Origin of the sequence: Streptomyces sp. NBC_01092 (assembly GCF_045039535.1) — a bacterium.
Lineage (GTDB): Bacteria > Actinomycetota > Actinomycetes > Streptomycetales > Streptomycetaceae > Streptomyces.
This window is the reverse complement of sequence record NZ_CP108659.1, coordinates 5992184-6012302: the sequence shown is the minus strand read 5'-3', so window position 1 is coordinate 6012302 and position 20119 is coordinate 5992184. Positions and strand designations below refer to the sequence as shown.

Annotated in this window: 20 protein-coding genes and 1 tRNA gene; 12 read left to right on the top strand and 9 right to left on the bottom strand. The window is 70.4% G+C overall.

Annotation, left to right across the window (positions count from 1 at the left end):
- Positions 1-71: 71 nt before the first annotated feature.
- The 3 genes from OG254_RS27460 (at position 72) to OG254_RS27450 (ending at position 1826) form a co-directional block, all read left to right on the top strand.
- Complete coding sequence (locus OG254_RS27460) at positions 72-569, top strand: phage holin family protein (protein ID WP_405586699.1); 498 nt, start codon at positions 72-74, stop codon at positions 567-569.
- Positions 566-1516 carry an alpha/beta hydrolase gene (locus OG254_RS27455; RefSeq protein WP_351198860.1) on the top strand — a complete coding sequence of 317 codons (951 nt, stop codon included), beginning with the start codon at positions 566-568 and terminating at the stop codon, positions 1514-1516. Before OG254_RS27460 ends, OG254_RS27455 begins: the two co-directional genes overlap by 4 nt.
- 127 nt (positions 1517-1643) lie before the next feature.
- Complete coding sequence (locus OG254_RS27450; RefSeq protein WP_147994865.1) at positions 1644-1826, top strand: hypothetical protein; 183 nt, start codon at positions 1644-1646, stop codon at positions 1824-1826.
- Between the two features lie 55 nt (positions 1827-1881).
- On the opposite strand, the gene OG254_RS27445 is transcribed toward OG254_RS27450, so the two are convergent.
- From OG254_RS27445 to nth, 3 genes are all read right to left on the bottom strand, one after another.
- On the bottom strand, positions 1882-3081 hold the full coding sequence (locus OG254_RS27445; protein WP_405586694.1) for a MarP family serine protease: 1200 nt from the start codon (positions 3079-3081) through the stop codon (positions 1882-1884).
- Positions 3082-3201: 120 nt separating this feature from the next.
- On the bottom strand, positions 3202-3897 hold the full coding sequence (locus OG254_RS27440; protein ID WP_405586691.1) for an NUDIX hydrolase: 696 nt from the start codon (positions 3895-3897) through the stop codon (positions 3202-3204).
- A gap of 151 nt (positions 3898-4048) precedes the next feature.
- Positions 4049-5122 carry an endonuclease III gene (gene nth, locus OG254_RS27435; protein WP_405586689.1) on the bottom strand — a complete coding sequence of 358 codons (1074 nt, stop codon included), beginning with the start codon at positions 5120-5122 and terminating at the stop codon, positions 4049-4051.
- A 390-nt stretch (positions 5123-5512) separates the two neighbouring features.
- On the opposite strand from nth, the gene OG254_RS27430 reads away from it, so the two are divergent.
- From OG254_RS27430 to OG254_RS27420, 3 genes are all read left to right on the top strand, one after another.
- Positions 5513-6187, top strand: a complete 675-nt coding sequence (locus tag OG254_RS27430) for a Crp/Fnr family transcriptional regulator (RefSeq protein WP_030046018.1) — start codon at positions 5513-5515, stop codon at positions 6185-6187.
- A gap of 588 nt (positions 6188-6775) precedes the next feature.
- Entirely contained in the window at positions 6776-7645 is an 870-nt protein-coding gene (locus tag OG254_RS27425) for an NUDIX hydrolase (RefSeq protein WP_405586686.1), read from the top strand.
- A 49-nt stretch (positions 7646-7694) separates the two neighbouring features.
- Positions 7695-8525: an MBL fold metallo-hydrolase gene (locus OG254_RS27420; RefSeq protein ID WP_351190917.1), complete on the top strand. Its 831-nt coding sequence runs from the start codon at positions 7695-7697 to the stop codon at positions 8523-8525.
- A 30-nt stretch (positions 8526-8555) separates the two neighbouring features.
- Here the strand turns inward: OG254_RS27420 and OG254_RS27415 are convergent, their stop codons facing one another.
- From OG254_RS27415 to OG254_RS27405, 3 genes are all read right to left on the bottom strand, one after another.
- The gene (locus OG254_RS27415) at positions 8556-9377 is read right to left on the bottom strand and encodes a nucleotidyltransferase domain-containing protein (protein WP_405586682.1); all 822 of its coding nucleotides are present in this window, start codon (positions 9375-9377) and stop codon (positions 8556-8558) included.
- A gap of 127 nt (positions 9378-9504) precedes the next feature.
- Positions 9505-9972, bottom strand: coding sequence for a RidA family protein (locus OG254_RS27410; RefSeq protein ID WP_351190913.1), 468 nt, complete (start codon positions 9970-9972; stop codon positions 9505-9507).
- Positions 9969-10139, bottom strand: a complete 171-nt coding sequence (locus OG254_RS27405) for a DUF4177 domain-containing protein (protein WP_369390941.1) — start codon at positions 10137-10139, stop codon at positions 9969-9971. Before OG254_RS27405 ends, OG254_RS27410 begins: the two co-directional genes overlap by 4 nt.
- 350 nt (positions 10140-10489) lie before the next feature.
- Here OG254_RS27405 and OG254_RS27400 point away from each other — a divergent pair, with 350 nt between their 5' ends.
- Both OG254_RS27400 and OG254_RS27395 read left to right on the top strand, forming a co-directional pair.
- Positions 10490-11467, top strand: coding sequence for an ArsA family ATPase (locus OG254_RS27400; protein WP_405586677.1), 978 nt, complete (start codon positions 10490-10492; stop codon positions 11465-11467).
- Positions 11468-11540: 73 nt separating this feature from the next.
- Positions 11541-12923, top strand: a complete 1383-nt coding sequence (locus tag OG254_RS27395) for an ArsA family ATPase (RefSeq protein ID WP_405586675.1) — start codon at positions 11541-11543, stop codon at positions 12921-12923.
- Positions 12924-13010: 87 nt separating this feature from the next.
- Here the strand turns inward: OG254_RS27395 and wblA are convergent, their stop codons facing one another.
- On the bottom strand, positions 13011-13349 hold the full coding sequence (gene wblA, locus OG254_RS27390) for a transcriptional regulator WblA (protein WP_030943388.1): 339 nt from the start codon (positions 13347-13349) through the stop codon (positions 13011-13013).
- Positions 13350-13875: 526 nt separating this feature from the next.
- On the opposite strand from wblA, the gene OG254_RS27385 reads away from it, so the two are divergent.
- Entirely contained in the window at positions 13876-16167 is a 2292-nt protein-coding gene (locus OG254_RS27385) for a transglycosylase domain-containing protein (RefSeq protein WP_405586672.1), read from the top strand.
- 170 nt (positions 16168-16337) lie between these two features.
- Here the strand turns inward: OG254_RS27385 and OG254_RS27380 are convergent, their stop codons facing one another.
- Positions 16338-16802, bottom strand: a complete 465-nt coding sequence (locus OG254_RS27380; protein WP_405586670.1) for a GatB/YqeY domain-containing protein — start codon at positions 16800-16802, stop codon at positions 16338-16340.
- Positions 16803-16979: 177 nt separating this feature from the next.
- Here OG254_RS27380 and OG254_RS27375 point away from each other — a divergent pair, with 177 nt between their 5' ends.
- The 3 genes from OG254_RS27375 to OG254_RS27365 all read left to right on the top strand — a co-directional run bounded on the left by OG254_RS27375 (position 16980) and on the right by OG254_RS27365 (position 18966).
- Positions 16980-17906 carry a metallophosphoesterase gene (locus tag OG254_RS27375; RefSeq protein WP_405586667.1) on the top strand — a complete coding sequence of 309 codons (927 nt, stop codon included), beginning with the start codon at positions 16980-16982 and terminating at the stop codon, positions 17904-17906.
- A 143-nt stretch (positions 17907-18049) separates the two neighbouring features.
- Positions 18050-18859, top strand: a complete 810-nt coding sequence (locus tag OG254_RS27370; protein WP_405586664.1) for a Pr6Pr family membrane protein — start codon at positions 18050-18052, stop codon at positions 18857-18859.
- Positions 18860-18892: 33 nt separating this feature from the next.
- Positions 18893-18966 (top strand) — tRNA-Pro (locus OG254_RS27365).
- Positions 18967-19441: 475 nt separating this feature from the next.
- Here OG254_RS27365 and OG254_RS27360 read toward each other — a convergent pair.
- Complete coding sequence (locus OG254_RS27360; protein ID WP_405586661.1) at positions 19442-19816, bottom strand: STAS domain-containing protein; 375 nt, start codon at positions 19814-19816, stop codon at positions 19442-19444.
- Positions 19817-20119: the final 303 nt, after the last annotated feature.

The following is a 20119-nucleotide window of genomic DNA, read 5'->3' as shown; positions in this document are numbered from 1 at the left end:
GGACGGTACAAAAGACGGAACCGTACGCAGTCAGGCAGAAGACGGATCCGTACACGACGAGGGAGACCGCGATGAGCGCACCCGACGGCAGCCCGGTCGGCGCCGAACGCAGCATCGGCCAGCTGTTCGCCTCGGCCACGACCGAGATGTCGGCGCTGGTGCATGACGAGATCGCACTGGCGAAAGCGCAGCTCAAGCAGGACGTCAAGCGCGGCGCGACAAGCGGCGGCGCGTTCATGGCGGCGGGCGCCGTGCTGGTGTTCTCGCTGCCGATGCTGAACTTCGCCCTCGCGTACGGCATTCGGACCTGGAGCGGCTGGAACCTCGCGATCTGCTTCGTGCTCTCCTTCGCGGCGAACGTCCTCGTCGCGGGTCTCCTCGCGCTGATCGGCGTCGTCTTCGCGAAGAAGGCCAAGAAGAGCCAGAGCCCGCAGAAGGTCGCCGCCTCGATGAAGGAGACCGCGGGCGTCCTGCAGAAGGCCAAGCCGCACCCGCGTCCGGCCGCACAGCCGGAGCTGGAGGACCGGGCGCCCGCGGCCATCGAGGCTGTGGCACGCTCGTCGTCATGACGGATCCCGCCACACCCTCGGCTCAAGCCGCCTCGGTCGTACGACTCGACGTCCTCGGCGGGAAAGAGGTGACGCACCGGGACGTCGCGGCGAACGGCGCACGCTTCCACATCGCCGAAATGGGCGACGGTCCACTGGTGCTGCTGCTGCACGGCTTCCCGCAGTTCTGGTGGACCTGGCGGCACCAGCTCGTCGCGCTCGCCGACGCGGGCTTCCGGGCGGTCGCGATGGACCTCAGGGGCGTCGGCGGCAGCGACCGCACGCCGCGCGGTTACGACCCGGCCAACCTCGCCCTCGACATCACCGGCGTGATCCGCTCCCTCGGCGAGCCGGACGCCGCGCTGGTCGGCCACGACCTGGGCGGATACCTGGCGTGGACGGCGGCAGTGATGCGCCCCAAGCTGGTGCGCCGGCTCGCGGTCGCGTCCATGCCGCACCCGCGGCGCTGGCGCTCGGCGATGCTCTCGGACGTCAAGCAGACGAGTGCCAGTTCCTACATCTGGGGGTTCCAGCGGCCCTGGATTCCCGAGCGGCAGCTGACGGCCGACGACGGAGCGCTCGTCGGCCGGCTGATCCGGGACTGGTCCGGCCCGCGGCTGCCGGACGACGACGCGGTGGAGACGTACCGCCGCGCGATCTGTATCCCGTCGACGGCGCACTGCTCGATCGAGCCGTACCGCTGGATGGTGCGCTCGCTGGCCCGCCCCGACGGCATCCAGTTCAACCGCCGTATGAAGCGGCCGGTGCGCGTGCCGACGCTCCATCTGCACGGCTCCCTCGACCCCGTCATGCGCACCCGCAGCGCGGCCGGTTCGGGCGAGTACGTCGAAGCGCCGTACCGCTGGCGGCTGTTCGACGGTCTCGGGCACTTCCCGCACGAGGAGGACCCGGTCGCTTTCTCCACCGAGCTCATCAACTGGCTGAAGGATCCCGAACCCGATCGGTGACCGCGCCGATGCGCCCGGTATCCGGAACTGAACACCTGTCCTACGAACAGCCAATTGCCTGGCGCATAGGCCAATTGGGGGCCCTGGGGGCGGTTATCGACCTTGGGGCAGGGGCAGACGTCGGGGTATGGGCTGGACGCACGACTACAGTGACGCAGCACGCAATCGCCGCTCGGCCAGTGGGCTGAGCTCCCACCAGCGGGGCAGCGCCCCGCAAATGCCGGGCGCGGACCTCCGGGTGGGCATTCCGCGCATTCTGCGCCGCCGGGCCCGCTGGGTCTCGGTGCGCCTGCGCCACCCGCGCGGCTGACCGCCGCCACCCTTCACCCCACGACCGGGCACACCCCTGACCCGGGCTCACGGGCTTACAGCGCGCAGCTGTCGCTGTCCACCTGCTGGTTGGCGGTACGGCCCTTGACGATGTCCTCCTGGATCTCGTCCGCGGTCAGCGCGTAGCCGGTCTCGGCGTCGTCGAGCGACTTGGCGAAGACCACGCCGTACACCTTGCCTTCGGGCGTGAGCAGCGGGCCGCCGGAGTTGCCCTGACGCACCGTCGCGTACAGCGAGTAGACGTCACGGCGCACGGTGCCGCGGTGGTAGATGTCCGGGCCGTTGGCGGGCAGGCGCCCGCGCACGCGTGCGGCACGCACGTCGTACGCGCCGTTCTCCGGGAAGCCCGCGATGATCGCGCCGTCGCCGCTCTCGGCGTCGGTGGCCGTGAACTTCAGGGCGGGCGCGTCCATGTCCGGTACGTCGAGTACGGCGATGTCGCGCTCCCAGTCGTAGAGGACGACCGTCGCGTCGTACCGCTTGCCCTCGCCGCCTATCTGGACGGTGGGTTCGTCGACGCCGCCGACGACATGCGCGTTGGTCATGACCCGGCGGTCGGCGAAGACGAAGCCGGTGCCCTCAAGGACCTTGCCGCAACTCGTCGCCGTGCCCATGACCTTGACGATGGATCGCTGGGCGCGGGTGGCCACCGGGCTGTTGGCCAGGGCCGGGTCGGGCGGCCGGACCTCGTTGATCGGCTCGTTCGAGAAGGGGCTGAAGACCTGCGGGAAGCCGTTCTGAGCGAGGACCGAGGAGAAGTCCGCGAACCAGGTGTCCGCTTGGTTGGGCAAGGCCCGCGAGACGCCGAGCAGCACCTTGGAGCTACGGACCTCCTTGCCGAGCGTCGGCAGGGTGGTCCCGGCGAGGGCGGAGCCGATCAGCCAGGCCACGAGCAGCATCGCGACGACGTTGACGAGAGCCCCGCCGGTCGCGTCCAGGGCGCGGGCCGGGGACCAGGTGATGTACCGCCGCAGCTTGTTGCCCAGGTGGGTGGTCAGGGCCTGGCCGACCGAGGCGCACACGATCACGACGACGACCGCGACGACGGCGGCGGTGGTGCTCACCTCTGCGTTGTCGGTCAGCGCGTCCCAGATGACCGGGAGGAGGTAGACGGCCACGAGGCCGCCGCCGAGGAAACCGATCACCGACAGGATGCCGACGACGAAGCCCTGGCGGTAGCCCACGATCGCGAACCAGACGGCGGCGACCAGCAACAGGATGTCCAGCACGTTCACCGGTTCGAGCCTCGCCTCGTCACTCTTCGCTCACCACAGGTCGGCCACGGGCCCGGCCCGCCACACAGCGGCTTTCGGACACGACGGCCCCCGGGAAGACACAGCACGGCAGACACCCTGTCATGACCGCCAGTCGAGCGGGACCTGCTTGCCCCGGTCCCAGGGCAGCTCCCAGCCCGAGAAATGGAGCAGACGGTCGATGATCCCGGCCGTGAACCCCCACACGAGCGCCGATTCGACCAGAAATGCCGGACCTCTGTGGCCGCTGGGGTGGACGGTGGTGGCGCGGTTGTCCGGATTCGTGAGATCCGCCACGGGGACGGTGAACACGCGGGCCGTCTCGTTCGGATCGACGACGTCGACCGGCGTCGGCTCACGCCACCAGCCCAGCACGGGTGTGACGACGAAGCTGCTGACCGGGATGTACAGCTTCGGCAGGACGCCGAAGAGTTGGACGCCGCCCGGATCGAGCCCGGTCTCCTCCTCGGCCTCGCGCAACGCGGCCCGCAGCGGCCCGTCGTCCTGCGGGTCGCCGTCCTCCGGGTCGAGGGCGCCACCGGGGAAGGAGGGCTGGCCGGCATGGGAGCGCAGCGAGCTCGCCCGCTCCATGAGCAGCAGCTCGGGCCCCTGCTCGCCCTCACCGAACAGGATCAGTACGGCGGACTGGCGCCCCGCGCCGCTCTCCGGCGGCAGGAAGCGGCTCAGCTGCAGCGGCTCGACGGTCTCCACCACCCGCACCACTGGGTCCAGCCAGGCCGGCAGTCCGTCCTTGCTGACCACCACCGGCCCGTCCTGCGTATCGCTCGCCCTCGTCATAGCCACCCCCGTCGTCCTGCCGAGTCCAACGCGTGAGGGCACCTAGATCGTTCCAAGACACCGCTAGGCCCGCCGGCCCGCCGCCGGACGGACCGAGCCCTCATGGCCGTACGACGGCCTGCCGGCGCCCCGGCCCTTCCCGCTCGCCCCGTCATCCGGCCCCCAGCGGCGGGGCCGGTTTGCCGCCCGCGTCCAGATAGGACTGCGGCGGATTCAGCCGCTGCCCCGGGAAGCCGCCCTTCTCGTACTTGAGGAGCTTCTTCGCCTTCTCCGGATCCGTCTCGCCCTCGCCGAACGCCGGGCAGAGCGGCGCGATGGGGCAGGCTCCGCAGGCGGGCTTGCGGGCGTGGCAGATGCGCCGGCCGTGCCAGATCACGTGGTGCGAGAGATCGGTCCACTCCCCCTTGGGGAACATCGCGCCGATCTCGGCCTCGATCTTGTCCGGGTCGGTCTGCTCGGTCCACTGCCAGCGCCGCACCAGCCGCTGGAAGTGGGTGTCGACGGTGATGCCCGGCCGCCCGAACGCGTTGCCGAGCACGACGAAGGCCGTCTTGCGCCCGACGCCGGGCAGCTTGACCAGGTCTTCGAGCCGGCCCGGGACCTCGCCGCCGTAGTTCTCCACGAGCCCCTTCGACAGGCCCATGACCGACTTGGTCTTGGCCCGGAAGAACCCGGTCGGCCGGAGGATCTCCTCGACCTCCTCGGGGTTGGCGGCGGCCAGATCCTCGGGGGCCGGGTACTTGGCGAAGAGCGCCGGGGTCGTCTGGTTGACGCGCAGGTCGGTGGTCTGGGCGGACAGCACCGTGGCGACCAGGAGCTGGAAGGGGTTGTCGAAGTCCAGCTCGGGGTGGGCGTAAGGGAAGACCTCGGCGAGCTCGCGGTTGATGCGGCGGGCACGGCGGACGAGGGCGGTGCGGGACTCGGCCGTAGGGGGTTTGGGGGCAACGGTCTTCACCGGGGAGGCGGCCTTTACGACGGCGGTGGCCTTCTCGGGAGCGATGGCGGGCTTCTTTCCGACGGCCTTCTTGGTGGTCACTTTCGCGACAGGGGTCTTTGTCGCAGGAGCCGCCTTCTTCGAGGCCGCTGCCTTCTTCGCCGGCGCCGCCGCCTTCTTCGCAGGTCCTGCCTTCTTCGCGGCCGTCGCCTTCTTCGCGGCCGTCGCCTTCTTCGCGGCCGTCGCCTTCTTCGCGGCCGTCGTCTTCTTCGCGGCCGTCGTCTTGCTCACGGCCGTCGACCTCTTCACCGCCGCCGCCGATTTCCGGCCACTGGCCGCCACCTCACCCGGCGCCTTTTTCGCCGCCTTTGTCGTTTTCTTTCCGCCACCGGGGTCCTGTTCGCCCACAGCGGAATCGCGACGTACAACCACCCGCCCAGCCCCCTTGGCCTGTGCTCTCACCGGCGATTTGGACACCCGGCCAGCCTAAAGCCCGGCACTGACATCCGCCCCGGACCCTGAAGATCGGCCCCCAATTGGACCCCTGCCGCTTACCTCGGGACACCTGTGCGGCATCCTTGTGACAGATCACACTGTTTGGACCGTCCGGCAAAATGGGGAGCACGGTCCCCTGGTACGCGGGGGAGCGATCCCCTGAGCAGGTCGACAAGGAGAGAACTCGTGGACGACCCTCTGCGGCGCAATCCGCTCTTCGCGGCTCTCGACGACGAGCAGTCCGCGGAACTGCGCGCCTCCATGAGTGAGGTGACCCTCGCACGTGGCGACTCCCTGTTCCACGAGGGCGACCCGGGCGACCGGCTCTACGTCGTCACCGAGGGCAAGGTCAAGCTTCACCGGACGTCTCCCGACGGCCGCGAGAACATGCTCGCCGTCGTCGGCCCCGGAGAGCTCATCGGCGAGCTGTCCCTCTTCGACCCGGGCCCGCGCACGGCGACCGCCACCGCGCTGACCGAGGTCAAGCTGCTGGGCCTGGGCCACGGTGACCTTCAGCCCTGGCTGAACGCCCGTCCCGAGGTCGCCACCGCGCTGCTGCGCGCCGTCGCTCGTCGGCTGCGCCGCACCAATGACGCGATGTCCGACCTGGTCTTCTCGGACGTGCCCGGGCGTGTGGCTCGCGCGCTGCTCGACCTGTCCCGCCGGTTCGGCGTGCAGTCCGAGGAGGGCATCCATGTCGTCCACGACCTCACGCAGGAGGAGCTGGCCCAGCTGGTCGGTGCGTCGCGTGAGACGGTCAACAAGGCGCTGGCCGACTTCGCCCAGCGTGGGTGGCTTCGGCTGGAGGCCCGTGCGGTGATCTTGCTGGACGTCGAGCGTCTGGCCAAGCGTTCGCGTTAGGTCCGCCCTTACGCCCCCCGGGGTCCTGCCTCACCACGAGGCGGGGCCCCGTTTCGGCTTCCCGCCGCGGATTCTCGCCCCCGCCGCCCCTACCCGTCCCTCCCCCAAGCTCTCGGCTTCGCTCGAGCAGGGGGGACCCCCATCCAGGGGCTCCGCCCCTTCAACCCCGGCGCCTACTGGGGGCTGCCACCCCAGACCCCCGCTTCGGCCCTGAACGGGCCTCGTCCTCAAACTCCCCCAAGCTCTTCGAGCAGGGGGGACCCCCAGACGGGCTGAGAGATGCCGGCCGGGGCTGATGAGAGACCGGCACAGTGAGCGCCATAGAGGGCAGCCCCACGCGCCCGCACTCGCCCACGGCGGCAAGGGGACGCGTCGGGGGGTGTCCGCCCGCAGCGGCCGGCGTCAAAGGACAGAGCCGTCCGAGGCACAGCAACCGCCGGACCGAGGACGGACACCCCCCGACGCGGCCCCGACCCACAAACCGACCCGTAGGCGCTACACGCACCCCCACCGGCCAGCAACGGGCCGCCGCAGGCATCCCCCCAGGCACCCCTCGAACATCCGCCCACCAAGAGATAGCCTCCGCCCATGGCAAACGGGCAGTGGTACCCACCGGAGTGGCCGGACCGTATCCGCGCGCTCGCGGACGGCAGTCTCACCCCCGTCGCCCCGAAACGGGCGGCCACCGTCATGCTGCTCAGGGACACCGACACCGGCGGCCCCGCCGTGCACATGCTGCGTCGCCGTAGCTCCATGGCCTTCGCCGGCGGCGCCTACGCCTACCCCGGCGGCGGCGTCGACCCCCGCGACGAACAGCAGATCCGCTGGGCCGGCCCCACGCGCGCGTGGTGGGCGGACCGGCTCGGCGTCGAGGAGGCCGTCGCGCAGGCGATCGTCTGCGCCGCCGTGCGGGAGACGTACGAGGAAGCCGGCGTTCTGCTCGCCGGGCCCACGGATGACTCCGTCGTCGGCGACACCACGGGCGACGACTGGGAAACCGACCGCGCCGCCCTCGTCGCCCGCGACGTCTCCTTCGCCGAGTTCCTCGACCGCCGCGGCCTGGCTCTGCGCTCCGACCTCCTCGGCGCCTGGACCCGCTGGATCACCCCGGAGTTCGAACCCCGCCGCTACGACACATGGTTCTTCGTCGCCGCGCTCCCGAAGGGCCAGCGCACCCGCAACGCCTCCACGGAAGCCGACCGTACGGTGTGGATCCGCCCCACGGACGCCGCCGCCTCGTACGACAAGGGCGAGCTGCTGATGATGCCGCCGACCATCGCGACATTGCGCCAGCTGACCGCGTACGACAGCGCCGCCCAGGCCCTGTCCGCCGCCCCCGACCGCGACCTCACCGCCGTCCTGGCGCAGGCCCGCCTGGAGGAGGGCGAGATCGTGCTCGCCTGGCCCGGCCACGACGAGTTCACCAAGCACATCCCGACCGGCGGAGCCCCCGCATGACGTTGCCCGAGGTTCCCGCAGTACCGACAGCCCTGGAAGGCCCCCACGCATGACGGACGCAGCAGCCCTCCCCGGCCAGCCGCGAGGCGAGGTCCTCTCGGGCCCCGCCACCGCCCGTGCCGTCAACGTCCTCGCCCCCAACGCCTCGGCGATGACCCTGGACGGCACCAACACCTGGCTGCTCTCCGAACCGGACTCCGACCTGGCCGTCGTGATCGACCCCGGCCCGCTCGACGACGGCCACCTGCGCAACGTCATCGCCACGGCCGAGAAGTCCGGCAAACGCGTCGCCCTGACCCTGCTCACCCACGGCCACCCGGACCACGCCGAGGGCGCCGCCCGCTTCGCCGAACTGACCGCCACACGCGTGCGTGCCCTCGACCCGGCGCTGCGACTCGGCGACGAGGGCCTCGGCGCCGGGGACGTGGTCACCGTCGGCGGCCTGGAGCTGCGCGTCGTACCGACGCCCGGGCACACCGCCGACTCCCTCTGCTTCCACCTCCCGGCCGACCGTGCCGTCCTGACCGGCGACACGATCCTGGGCCGCGGCACGACGGTGGTCGCACACCCCGACGGCCGCCTCGGCGACTACCTGGACTCGCTACGACGGCTCAGGTCCCTCACGGTCGACGACGGCGTGCACACCGTCCTCCCGGGCCACGGGCCGGTCCTGGAGGACGCCCAGGGCGCGGTCGAGTTCTACCTCGCCCACCGCGCCCACCGCCTCGCCCAGATCGAGACGGCGGTCGAGGACGGCTACCGCACCCCGGCCGAGGTCGTCGCCCACGTGTACGCGGACGTCGACCGCTCCCTTTGGCCGGCGGCCGAGCTGTCGGTACGGGCGCAGATCGACTACCTGGAGGAGCACGGGCTCATCTAGCCGGGCTCCTAGCCGCGCTCCTGGCCGCACTCAGTCGGGCCTGGGGGCTTTCACGCCGTGCACGCGCGCGTACTCGTGCGCCAGCCATGGCCCGAGATCATCGACATACGACCGAAGGACGCCCTCGTCCCCCGTCGGCTCGTACCCGAGCTCCGCCGTCGCCTTCATCTGCTCGGCCCGCGCGGGGTAGTACGACCCGAAGGCCTCCGCCATCTCCCCCAGGTCGCTGGTCCACCCGCCCCACCGGGGCATGACCAGCGTGAACCCCGTCCGCACCAGACGCCGGGACATGAACCGCACGAGCGGCCGCCGGGCTTCGTCGCTCCCGCCCGCGTCGGCGATCCGCGCGCGCCAGCGGGGCAGCAGCAGCCCGAGGTCGCCGTTCGTCTCTCGCGCGAGCAGCGAGTCGGGCCGGTAGCGCGGCAGGAACTCGGCGAGGTCCTCGCCCAGAAGGGGCGTACAGAGGCAGGCGACGAACCACCCGCCGTCGTACCTCTCCAGGTCACTCAGCAGCCGCCCGCGGCTGCTCAGCAGCGTCCCCGCGCCGTCGATCTGCGCGAACTCCTTGTCCAGTGCTTCGTCGAGCACGCGCGCGTCCGCCCGGTCCGCCTCGGTCGGCTCCTCGCGCAGGGCGACCAGCAGATCCAGGTCGCTGCGCCCCACGCGCGCGGTGCCGCGCGGAATCGACCCGTAGAGGTAGGCGCTGTGCAGCCGCGCCCCGAACACGTCCAGCAGACGGTCCCGCGCGGCCGCGACGACGGGCCGGAACGCGTGCGAGACCCGCCCGAGGGACCCTTCGGGCGCGATGTACCCCTGGGCGTCGAGCCCTCTGCCTGGAACGGTTTCGGCCATGGAGCCACTGTGCCCTGCCGAAAGACCGACGACGGCCCATTTACGGCCCCGCCGGGCGATGTTCAGCCTGCCCGGGCATCCCGGACAGGCTGCTGCGAACTGGACGACCGGCGTGACCGCCGAAGGCCTACGCCCCCGTCAGCTCCACCTGAACCTCGACCTCGACCGGCGCATCCAGCGGCAGCACGGCCACGCCCACCGCGCTGCGCGCGTGGACGCCCTTTTCGCCGAGGACCTCCGCCAGGAGCTCGCTCGCGCCGTTGATCACGCCCGGCTGCCCCGTGAAGTCGGACGCCGACGCCACGAACCCCACGACCTTCACCACGCGCGCGATGCGGTCCAGATCACCCGTCACCGACTTCACGGCCGCGAGGGCGTTCAGCGCGCAGATACGGGCGAGGTCCTTGGCCTCCTCGGCGGTGACCTCGGCGCCCACCTTGCCGGTGACCGGGAGCTTGCCCTCCACCATGGGCAGCTGGCCGGCGGTGTACACGTACACGCCGGACTGGACCGCCGGCTGGTACGCGGCGAGCGGCGGCACGACCTCCGGGAGCCTCAGGCCCAGCTCGGCGAGCTTCGCCTCGACCGCGCTCACGCTTGCTTCTCCCGCTTCAGGTAGGCCACGAGCTGCTCGGGGTTGTTCGGCCCGGGCACGACCTGGACGAGCTCCCAGCCGTCCTCGCCCCAGGTGTCCAGAATCTGCTTCGTGGCGTGGACGAGCAGCGGCACGGTTGCGTATTCGTACTTTACGGGTGACACCATGAACCTCATGATTCCGAGCTCGTGAGCGAGATGACCGTTCACGCAGCAGGTTATACGCGGCCGATCAGCCGCCCGCAGGAGCCGCGGTGCAGCCGACGCTCCGCTGGAAGTGCGGCCATGCCCCTGACGGCCGTCCGTGGCCGGTCACACGCTGACCGCGCCACTCCGCGCCGGGTCAGCGCACCAGAGCTTCCCGCATTCGCTCAACCAGCAGCCGCACGGTTGCGTATTCCCACTTGGTCATGTGGCCGACTTTATCCGTAGTCGGCGAAGGGCCGAGCGGCCGACCTCGCTCAGGTTGTCCACAGGCTGCCGCGTGACTCGCGCACCGACTGGTTAGGCTCGAAGGCGTGAGCAGGCTCCAGGTCGTCAGCGGCAAGGGCGGGACCGGAAAGACCACGGTCGCCGCCGCTCTAGCGCTCGCCCTCGCGACGGAGGGGAAGCGGACGCTTCTCGTCGAGGTCGAGGGCAGGCAGGGCATCGCGCAGCTCTTCGAGACAGAGGCGCTGCCCTATGAGGAGCGGAAGATCGCCGTCGCTCCTGGGGGCGGGGAGGTGTACGCCCTCGCCATAGACCCCGAACTGGCCCTTCTGGACTACCTCCAGATGTTCTACAAGATGGGCGGTGCGGGCCGGGCCCTGAAGAAGCTCGGCGCGATCGACTTCGCCACCACCGTCGCGCCGGGGCTGAGAGACGTACTTCTCACCGGCAAGGCGTGCGAGGCGGTGCGGCGCAAGGACAAGGCCGGGCGGTTCATCTACGACTGTGTCGTCATGGACGCGCCTCCCACCGGCCGCATCACCCGCTTCCTGAACGTGAACGACGAGGTCGCGGGGCTCGCCAGGATCGGGCCGATACACAATCAGGCGCAGGCAGTGATGCGGGTGCTGAAGTCGGCGGAGACGGCTGTGCATCTGGTCACGCTGCTGGAGGAGATGCCCGTCCAGGAGACCGCGGACGGGATCGCCGAGCTGCGGGCGGCGCGGCTGCCGGTGGGGCGGATCATCGTGAACATGGTGCGCCCGGAGGTGTTGGACGCGGCCGATCTGGAACTCGTCCGCAGTGTCCCGCGCGCGGCCGTCGCCAAGTCGCTGTCCTCGGCGGGGCTGGGCGGGGCGCGGCGCGGTGGGAACGCCGAGAAGCTGGTGGACCCGCTGCTGACGCAGGCCGACGAGTACGCCGAGCGGCACGCGCTGGAGCAGGAGCAGCGGGCGGTCCTGGACGAGTTGGGGCTGCCGGTGCACGAACTGCCGCTCCTCGCCGAGGGCATGGATCTGGCCGGCCTGTACGCGCTCTCGCGCGAGCTGCGGGAACAGGACCTGTCATGAGTCCGTTCACAAGTCGGGAGCCGTACGCGGAACGTCAGCAGCCGTACGCGGTACGTCGGAAGCAGGGGATGTCATGAGTCGTCCGGAACCGGCCCAGACACAGGACGCCGCCCGCCGGCCCCACCACCTCTCCGCCGCGCGCGTGCTCGACCTCGACCCGCTGCTCGACGACCCGAGGACCCGCATCGTGGTGTGCTGCGGTTCGGGCGGCGTCGGCAAGACCACGACCGCGGCGGCGCTGGGGCTGCGGGCCGCCGAGCGCGGACGCAAGGTGGTCGTGCTCACCATCGACCCGGCCCGCCGGCTCGCCCAGTCCATGGGCATCGACTCGCTGGACAACACCCCGCGGCGGGTGAAGGGCGTCGAGGGCGCCGGCGAGCTGCACGCGATGATGCTCGACATGAAGCGCACGTTCGACGAGATCGTCGAGGCGCACGCGGACCCCGACCGGGCGGCCGCGATCCTGGGCAATCCGTTCTACCAGTCGCTCTCTGCGGGCTTCGCGGGCACGCAGGAGTACATGGCGATGGAGAAGCTGGGCCAGCTGCGGGCCAGGGACGAGTGGGACCTCATCGTCGTGGACACCCCGCCGTCCCGCTCCGCCCTGGACTTCCTGGACGCGCCCAAGCGGCTCGGCTCGTTCCTGGACGGCAAGCTGATCCGCGTCCTGCTGGCGCCGGCGAAGGTCGGCGGGCGCGCGGGAATGAAGTTCCTGAACGTCGGCATGTCGATGATGACGGGCGCGCTCGGCAAGCTGCTCGGCGGGCAGCTGCTGAAGGACGTACATACCTTCGTGGCGGCCATGGACTCGATGTTCGGCGGCTTCCGCACGCGCGCGGACGCGACGTACAAGCTGCTTCAGGCGCCCGGGACGGCCTTCCTGGTCGTGGCGGCGCCGGAGCGGGACGCGCTGCGGGAGGCCGCCTACTTCGTGGAGCGGCTGGCCGCCGAGGACATGCCGTTCGCGGGTCTGGTGCTCAACCGGGTCCACGGCAGCGGCGCCGACCGGCTGTCGGCCGAGCGCGCGCTCGCCGCCGCGGAAAATCTTGAAGAGCCCCGCATTGTGGATCAGGAGGGCGGGAAAGCTGGACTTCGTAACTCCCCCGACACGTACGACAGTTCAGAATCAGCCGCTTCCGAGGCACCGGCTCCAGACGCAGGCTCCCCCGCCGCCACGGACGTCGACCCGGACTCCGTCGACCCACCGTCCGTCACTCCGCATGTGGAGCGGTCCGTCGACCAGCTCACCGCAGGCCTGTTGAGACTGCACACCGAGCGTATGCAGCTGCTCTCCCGAGAGCAGCGCACGCGTGACCGCTTCACCACACTCCACCCCGAGGTGGCCGTGGCCGAAGTGGCCGCGCTGCCCGGCGATGTGCATGACCTCGCGGGGCTGCGGGACATCGGAAACCGGCTCGCGGCGCATCGGCCGGAGCTGCCTTCTCCCGAGGCCTGAACAGCGCGATCGGTTCCCTGAGGGGCCCTCCTGGGCCGCTGTGCCGCTGTGCCACCCGGGGTGAGACCTCGTGGGCTCGTGGCGCCCTCAGCCGACCGCCGCGAAGTTCTCGTACACCTCGTCATCATCGAGCGGCAACAGGCCCGCCCCGCGCTCGTACTCCGTGCGCGCCGTCTCCAGCAGCCGGCGCCACGAGGTGACCGTCGGCCGCCTGCGCAACAGCGCACGGCGCTCGCGCTCCGTCATTCCTCCCCACACGCCGAACTCGACGCGGTTGTCCAGCGCGTCCGCCAGGCACTCCGTGCGCACCGGGCATCCGGTGCACACCGCCTTGGCCCTGTTCTGCGCTGCTCCCTGAACAAACAGTTCATCCGGATCGGTAGTGCGGCAGGCCGCCTGCGCACTCCAGTCGGTTACCCAGCCCATACCGGCGCCGTCCTCTCCCGAATCGAGGCTCCCCCACGGCGGCAGCGGCATATTCACCGCCGCCAGTTGAGGACGTTACGGAAGGTGGGCACAGCGCAACACCCCCTTCGGGCCCAATCTTGAATGGCCCGAACGGACTATGCGTAAGCGGCAGATCACCCGGGGGAGTGAGCTGGCGACATGCGTGACTTTCCCGGCAAACCGGGATAGTTCTGTTGAGTCACAACGGACGCCGGATGACACACAAGGCGGATTCGGACACGTCCCCACCAAAAAAGTGGGCTACCGCCAGAACGATTCGGGGTCGCCGGACGTATTGATACGTGGCCGCACTGCTGTGACAGTTGAGAGCAGCTTAGGCCAAGGCCTGCGCCCCTGTCCGGCAAATGGGAAGGCAGCCGGCCGGCTCCGCCGTGCCACGGTTCACGCCGGCCCGCCCGTGCGCATGGCGTGACTCACGTCTCCGTACCGGGCTCGCGCACGATCGGCCCTCGGTTCGCTCATGTCTACGGTTTAGGCTGCCCCCATGCCAAAGAACCGCTCGGGCGGTGGTCTGTCGCCGACGCAGCAGGCCGCCAAGTTCCTCGGTGTCAGTGTGCTCGCGGGAGCCGTGCTGGCCGGACTCGCGCTGCCCGCCGTCGGTGCGCTGGGGCTCGCGGCCAAGGGGTCCGTCGAGAGCTTCGACGAGCTCCCGGCCAACCTCAAGACGCCTCCGCTGAGCCAGCGCACCACGATCCTGGACGCCGAGGGCGGCACGATCGCCACGGTCTACTCGCGCGACCGCACGGTCGTCGACCTCAAGGACATCTCGCCGTACATACAGAAGGCGATCGTCGCGATCGAGGACGCCCGCTTCTACCAGCACGGCGCGGTCGACCTGAAGGGCGTCCTGCGCGCCCTCAACCGCAACGCCCAGAGCGGCGGCGTCAGCGAGGGCGCGTCCACGCTCACGCAGCAGTACGTGAAGAACGTCTTCGTGGAGGAGGCCGGCGACGACCCGACGAAGGTCGCGCAGGCCACCCAGCAGACCCTCGGCCGCAAGATCAAGGAGCTGAAGTACGCGATCCAGGTGGAGGAGGAGCTCGGCAAGAAGAAGATCCTCGAGAACTACCTGAACATCACGTTCTTCGGCCAGCAGGCGTACGGCGTCGAGGCCGCGGCCCAGCGCTACTTCTCCAAGTCCGCCAAGGACCTCAAGCTCCAGGACGCCGCGCTGCTCGCCGGCATCGTCCAGTCGCCCAGCCGCTACGACCCGGTCAACGACGAGGCCGAGGCCACCAAGCGGCGCAACACCGTCCTGCAGCGCATGGCCGACATCGGCGACGTCTCGCAGGCGGAGGCGGACAAGGCCAAGAAGGCTCCGCTGGGCCTGAAGGTCAGCAAGCCCAACAACGGCTGCATCACCGCGGTCAAGGGCGCCAGCTTCTTCTGCAAGTACGTCGAGAAGGTCTTCCTCAGCGAACCGGTCTTCGGCAAGAACCGCGAGGCCCGCGCCAAGATCTGGAACCAGGGCGGCCTGACCATCACGACGACCCTGGACCCGCAGTCCCAGGAGTCGGTCCAGGCCTCGCTCAAGGACCACGTCAACCAGGACGACAAGGTCGCCGCCGCGACCACCCTCGTCGAGCCCGGCACCGGCAAGATCCTCGGCATGGGCCAGTCGAAGCCGTACGGCTACGGCAAGAACGAGACCGAGTACAACTACTCGGTCGACGCGGCGTACGGCGGCTCCAACTTCGGCTTCCCGACCGGTTCGACGTTCAAGCCGTTCGTCGCGGCGGCCGCGCTGGAGGAGGGCCGGCCGCCGACGCAGGAGTACCCGTCGCCGTACCAGATGGAGTACCCGAGCCCGGTCCAGACGTGCGAGAGCAAGCCGTGGACCAACCTGCAGGGCGAGAAGCTGGAGAACGAGAGCGAGTCGGAGCGCGGCCCCTACCGTCTGAAGAAGGCGATGGAGCTGTCGGTCAACACCTACTTCGTGCAGATGGTCGCCGACATCGGCCTGTGCCCGGTGGTCAACGTCACCGACAAGCTCCACGTCCGCCAGGGCAACGGCGACAAGCTCCCGGAGACGCCCGCCGTCACCCTCGGCTCCGTCGGCCTCTCACCGCTGACGATGGCGAGCGCGTACGCCGCCTTCGCCTCCCGCGGCATGTACTGCACGCCGATCGCCATCGAGTCGATCTCGCAGAAGGTCGGCGGCCAGCAGAAGTCGCTGGAGGTGCCGAAGTCGACGTGCTCGCGCGCGATGTCCGAGCAGACCGCGGACACGATCAACAACCTGCTGCAGGGCGTGGTCGACTCCGGTACCGGCAAGTCTGCCGGTCTCACCGACCGCGACAGCGCCGGTAAGACGGGTACGACGGACGAGCGCCGCAACGCCTGGTTCGTCGGCTACACGCCGAACCTCGCGGGCGCCGTCTGGGTCGGCAGCGCCACCCAGAAGGTGAAGATGCGCAACATCTACATCGGCGGCGAGTACCACGACCTGGTCTACGGCGGCCAGGTCCCGGGCCCGATCTGGAAGGACGCCATGGTCGGCGCCCTCGACGGCAAGCCCGTCGAGGAGTTCAACGAGATCCACATCCCGGACGACGAGGACCGTGACAAGGGCCGGGGTGACGACGACCGTGACGACAACGGCAACGGCGACGGCAACCTCATCGGCGGCCTGATCGGCGGCGGGGACAACGGCGGCGGCAATGGCGGCAACGGCGGCTCGGACGGCGGGACCACGACCCCGACCCCGACGTTCTCGCTCCCGGAGGGCTGGTGGCAGGGCCAGACGAACGGGAACGGCACCGGCGGGCGCGGCTGACGCGGCGGCCCGAGCGGCCATGGGTTCTGCGGCCATAGATTCTGCCGCCATAGGTTCTGCGGACGGCGACGGCCCCTACCTCCCTTTGCTTCGGGGGGTAGGGGCCGTCGTCGTACGAGTCGTGCTTGTACCGAGTCGTGCTCGTACCGAGTCCTGCGGGGCTGTGTGCCTCAGCCGGCCAGCAGCTTCTTGACCGCCGCGGCCACCCGGCCGCCCTCGGCCAGGCCCGCGACCTTCGGGTTCACGATCTTCATCACGGCACCCATGGCCCGCGGGCCCTCGGCGCCGGCCGCCTTGGCCTCCCCGACGGCCTGGGCGACGATGTCGTTCAGCTCGTCGTCGCTGAGCTGCTTCGGCAGGTACGTGGCGAGCACCTCGCCCTCCGCCTTCTCCCGCTCGGCCTGCTCGGGACGACCACCCTGCGCGAAAGCGTCGGCCGCCTCGCGGCGCTTCTTCGCCTCGCGGGTGATCACCTTCTGCACCTCGTCGTCGGAGAGCTCGCGCTTCACCTTGCCCGCGACCTCCTCCTTGGTGATCGCGGCGAGCGTCAGCCGGAGCGTCGAGGAGCGGAGCTCGTCGCGCTCCTTGATCGCGGCGTTGAGGTCTTCCTGCAGCTTCGACTTGAGCGTGGTCATGGGCTCGATTGTCGCAGGTGTGGGGAGCGGAACGCCCGTTGATTTCAAGGGGCGTGCGGGAAGGGCGCCGTGGCGGAGGCGGCCGTGACCGTCGGGAGCCGCCGGGAGGACCGGGAGGGCCGGGGGGCCGGGGGCGGCCGGGATCGGGGGACCTCGCCGGTCTGACACGATGGTCGTATGCGCGCGCGATACGGAGTACCCCTGGGAATCACGGCGGTTGGTGCCGCCGGTCTGCTGTACTCGGCGGGTTTCGAGGCCCGTTCCTTCCGGCTGCGACGGGTGACGGTCCCCGTCCTGCCCGCCGGTATGCGCCCGCTGCGGCTGCTCCAGGTCTCCGACATCCACATGGTCGGCGGCCAGCGCAAGAAGCAGCGCTGGCTGCGCTCGCTGGCAGGCCTGCGCCCCGACTTCGTGATCAACACGGGCGACAACCTGTCGGACCCCGAGGGCGTGCCGGAAGTGCTGGACGCGCTGGGCCCGCTGATGGAGTTCCCGGGCGCGTACGTCTTCGGCTCGAACGACTACTACGGCCCCAAGCTGCGCAACCCCGCCCTCTACCTGCTGGAGAAGGCCCAGGGCCGGCACGGCCTGAACGGCAACGCGCCCGCCGTCGGAGTGATCCACAACCCCTGGCAGAACCTGCGCGACGGCTTCGACTCCGCGGGCTGGCTCAATCTGACGAACACGCGGGGGATGCTGAAGGTCGAGGGCATCTCGGTGGAGCTCACCGGCCTGGACGACCCGCACATCAAGAGGGACCGCTACGAGCAGGTGGCCGGCGGCCCCTCGGACGCCGCCGACTTCGCGATGGGCGTGGTCCACGCGCCGTACCTGCGCGTCCTGGACTCGTACGCGGCGGACGGCTACCCGCTGATCCTGGCCGGCCACACCCACGGCGGCCAGCTCCGCGTCCCCTTCTACGGCGCCCTGGTCACCAACTGCGACCTGGACACGGACCGGGCGAGGGGCCTGTCCACGCACACCGCCCAGGACCGCATGTCCTACCTGCACGTCTCGGCAGGCTGCGGCGCGAACCGCTACACCCCGTTCCGCTTCGCTTGCCCGCCGGAGGCTACTTTGCTGACGTTGGTGGGGCGGGAGTGACGCCGTAAGGCTCACGCGGGAGAAGTAGGCCGAGAAGTAGGCCGGCCTGGGGCGACGCCAAGCCCGGTCAATCCGCAGCGCCTCCCTAACTCGCACGGACCACTCATATCGCCCATTTCGCCCACGCTGCTTAGCGTGAGGCCATGACCGCCCCGATACCCAGGGACATCCCGGACCTCCCCGCGATACCGGGCATGCCCGTGCTGATGCCGTCCCACGTCCCCGCCACGGCGGTGGCGGCCCCCGCACCCCGCCGCCTGGCCGCCATGTTCCGCCTGCTGGTGGCCCTGTCCGCGGCCGCGGCGGTGACCGTCGAACTGACCCTCGGCAGCCCCCTGCGCACCCTGAGCCACTTCGCGATCCAGAGCAACGTCCTGCTGGCGCTCGTCTTCCTCGCCTCGGCCCGCCGCGCCTGGACCGCCCGCCCCCCGCTCCCCTCGTCCCTGACGGGCGGCACACTGCTCTACGCCCTGGTCACGGGCCTCGTCTACCACCTGCTCCTGGCCAACGAGTCGAGCCCCTTCGCCCTGCCCGGCGTCCTCACGGGCGAGGCCGCCGACCCGACGGGCTGGCACGCGATCACCACCCAGATCCTCCACACGGTGACATCGATCGCCGCCCTGCTGGACTGGCTGCTCCTCACACCCCCCGGCGACCTGCACCTGCGCCAGGCGGCGACGTGGCTCCTCTACCCCCTCACCTACCTGGCCTTCACCCTCACCCGAGGCGAGCTCCTCGTCCCCGGCACGCCGGGGCGCTACCTCTACCCCTTCCTCGACGTGGCCCAGGACGGCTACAAGAGCGTCCTCGGCAACGCCCTCCTCCTCGGACTCGCCATCTACGCCCTGGCCATCCTCCTCGTGGCCCTCGACCACGCCCGCCCGAACCCGTTCCGCCACCGCGTCCACCACCGCGCGAAAACCGGATTTCGTCTCCAGCCACCGGTGGGCTAAAGTAAACGTCGTCGCCGCGAGAAGCAGCGACATCGGGGTGTAGCGCAGCTTGGCAGCGCGCTTCGTTCGGGACGAAGAGGTCGTGGGTTCAAATCCCGCCACCCCGACAGAGAAACATCACTTAGGGGCCTGATCCGCATCGCGGGTCGGGCCCCTGAGTGGTTGTGGGACCGTTGCGGCACAGGCCGATGGTGGCGGCCGCTGCCTGCCTGGCGGCGGCCGCCACCGGCGCGTGGACCTTGTTTCCCCCTCGCAAGCAAGGTCCCCGCGCGAGGATCGTCCTCACGGCCGACAGGGGCGACGCGGGAGTGTGCCCCGTCTCGAAGGACAGGCCGGGAGGACGAGGCGGAGTCTGTTCGTGTCCGGGTCCGAAGTGGGACTGAGGCTCCGGTCGCCTGTTGGGTGCGTCTCTCCCGACCCGGGGGCACGGGGTCGGCGATGGCCCGGTGCACGGGCCGCGCTGCTGCCGCTTCACAGAGCGGCAGGTCTCGGCTGACAGCCTAGAGCGAGCGACACGGAAGGCAATAGTCCGGGATCGGCCTTTGGCCGGGAAGCCGTACGCTCGTCGGCTCATGTCCGCCCTCAGCTCGCGGACATTCGGCCGTCCAGCGCCTCGGACAGCGTGGCCGTCATGGCGAAGACCCTGCTGAGGCCGACGATCCGGAGCATCTTGCGGATGAGGGGGTGGGGGCAGACCAGCGTCAGGTGTCCGCCTCGCTCCTCGACACGACGCCGTGCCCGGCACAGCAGCCTCAGCCCGGAGCAGTCCAGGAACTCGACGGGACGGAGATCGATCACGAGCTCGGCCGACGGGCGGCCTGTCGCCGCGTCCAGCTCCGCGGTTATACGGAGGGCGGCGGCAAGGTCGATTTCACCCAGCAACTCGATGACCGTTCGCCCTGCCTCCTCGTAGATGCGAAGGTGCTGGGCGGGAGCAGCAGCAGCGTTCCCGGACATGGCGGCATCACCGTGGTTCAGCAGGCTGCCCGCCTCGGTGTCGGAGCGGCGGACGGCGACGGATGTGCACAGCCACCGGGAGCAGGGGTGACGACGACGCGAATCTAAGCCGACACGCTGCGGAGGCGGGCCGGGAACTCGAACAGAATCGCTTCACCTGAGAGGATATTCCTCCTTTCGGGTGAATACCTTCCGGCCATCTTGACGGTTCGCTCCAGGGTGCCGGGCCGGCGCGCCGAGCGCCGCCCTGCCCTCCGTATCGGCCGCTTGTTACATCTCACCCGCCGCCCCGGGTTCCGCTAG

Excerpts from the sequence above, each read along its gene's own strand:
- OG254_RS27460 (WP_405586699.1), top strand. The coding sequence starts at position 72 with ATGAGCGCACCCGACGGCAGCCCGGTCGGCGCCGAACGCAGCATCGGC.
- OG254_RS27455 (WP_351198860.1), top strand. The coding sequence starts at position 566 with ATGACGGATCCCGCCACACCCTCGGCTCAAGCCGCCTCGGTCGTACGA.
- OG254_RS27450 (WP_147994865.1), top strand. The coding sequence starts at position 1,644 with ATGGGCTGGACGCACGACTACAGTGACGCAGCACGCAATCGCCGCTCG.
- OG254_RS27440 (WP_405586691.1), bottom strand. The coding sequence starts at position 3,897 with ATGACGAGGGCGAGCGATACGCAGGACGGGCCGGTGGTGGTCAGCAAG.
- OG254_RS27425 (WP_405586686.1), top strand. The coding sequence starts at position 6,776 with ATGGCAAACGGGCAGTGGTACCCACCGGAGTGGCCGGACCGTATCCGC.
- OG254_RS27420 (WP_351190917.1), top strand. The coding sequence starts at position 7,695 with ATGACGGACGCAGCAGCCCTCCCCGGCCAGCCGCGAGGCGAGGTCCTC.
- OG254_RS27415 (WP_405586682.1), bottom strand. The coding sequence starts at position 9,377 with ATGGCCGAAACCGTTCCAGGCAGAGGGCTCGACGCCCAGGGGTACATC.
- OG254_RS27405 (WP_369390941.1), bottom strand. The coding sequence starts at position 10,139 with ATGGTGTCACCCGTAAAGTACGAATACGCAACCGTGCCGCTGCTCGTC.
- OG254_RS27395 (WP_405586675.1), top strand. The coding sequence starts at position 11,541 with ATGAGTCGTCCGGAACCGGCCCAGACACAGGACGCCGCCCGCCGGCCC.
- wblA (WP_030943388.1), bottom strand. The coding sequence starts at position 13,349 with ATGGGCTGGGTAACCGACTGGAGTGCGCAGGCGGCCTGCCGCACTACC.
- OG254_RS27385 (WP_405586672.1), top strand. The coding sequence starts at position 13,876 with ATGCCAAAGAACCGCTCGGGCGGTGGTCTGTCGCCGACGCAGCAGGCC.
- OG254_RS27380 (WP_405586670.1), bottom strand. The coding sequence starts at position 16,802 with ATGACCACGCTCAAGTCGAAGCTGCAGGAAGACCTCAACGCCGCGATC.
- OG254_RS27375 (WP_405586667.1), top strand. The coding sequence starts at position 16,980 with ATGCGCGCGCGATACGGAGTACCCCTGGGAATCACGGCGGTTGGTGCC.
- OG254_RS27370 (WP_405586664.1), top strand. The coding sequence starts at position 18,050 with ATGACCGCCCCGATACCCAGGGACATCCCGGACCTCCCCGCGATACCG.
- OG254_RS27360 (WP_405586661.1), bottom strand. The coding sequence starts at position 19,816 with ATGTCCGGGAACGCTGCTGCTGCTCCCGCCCAGCACCTTCGCATCTAC.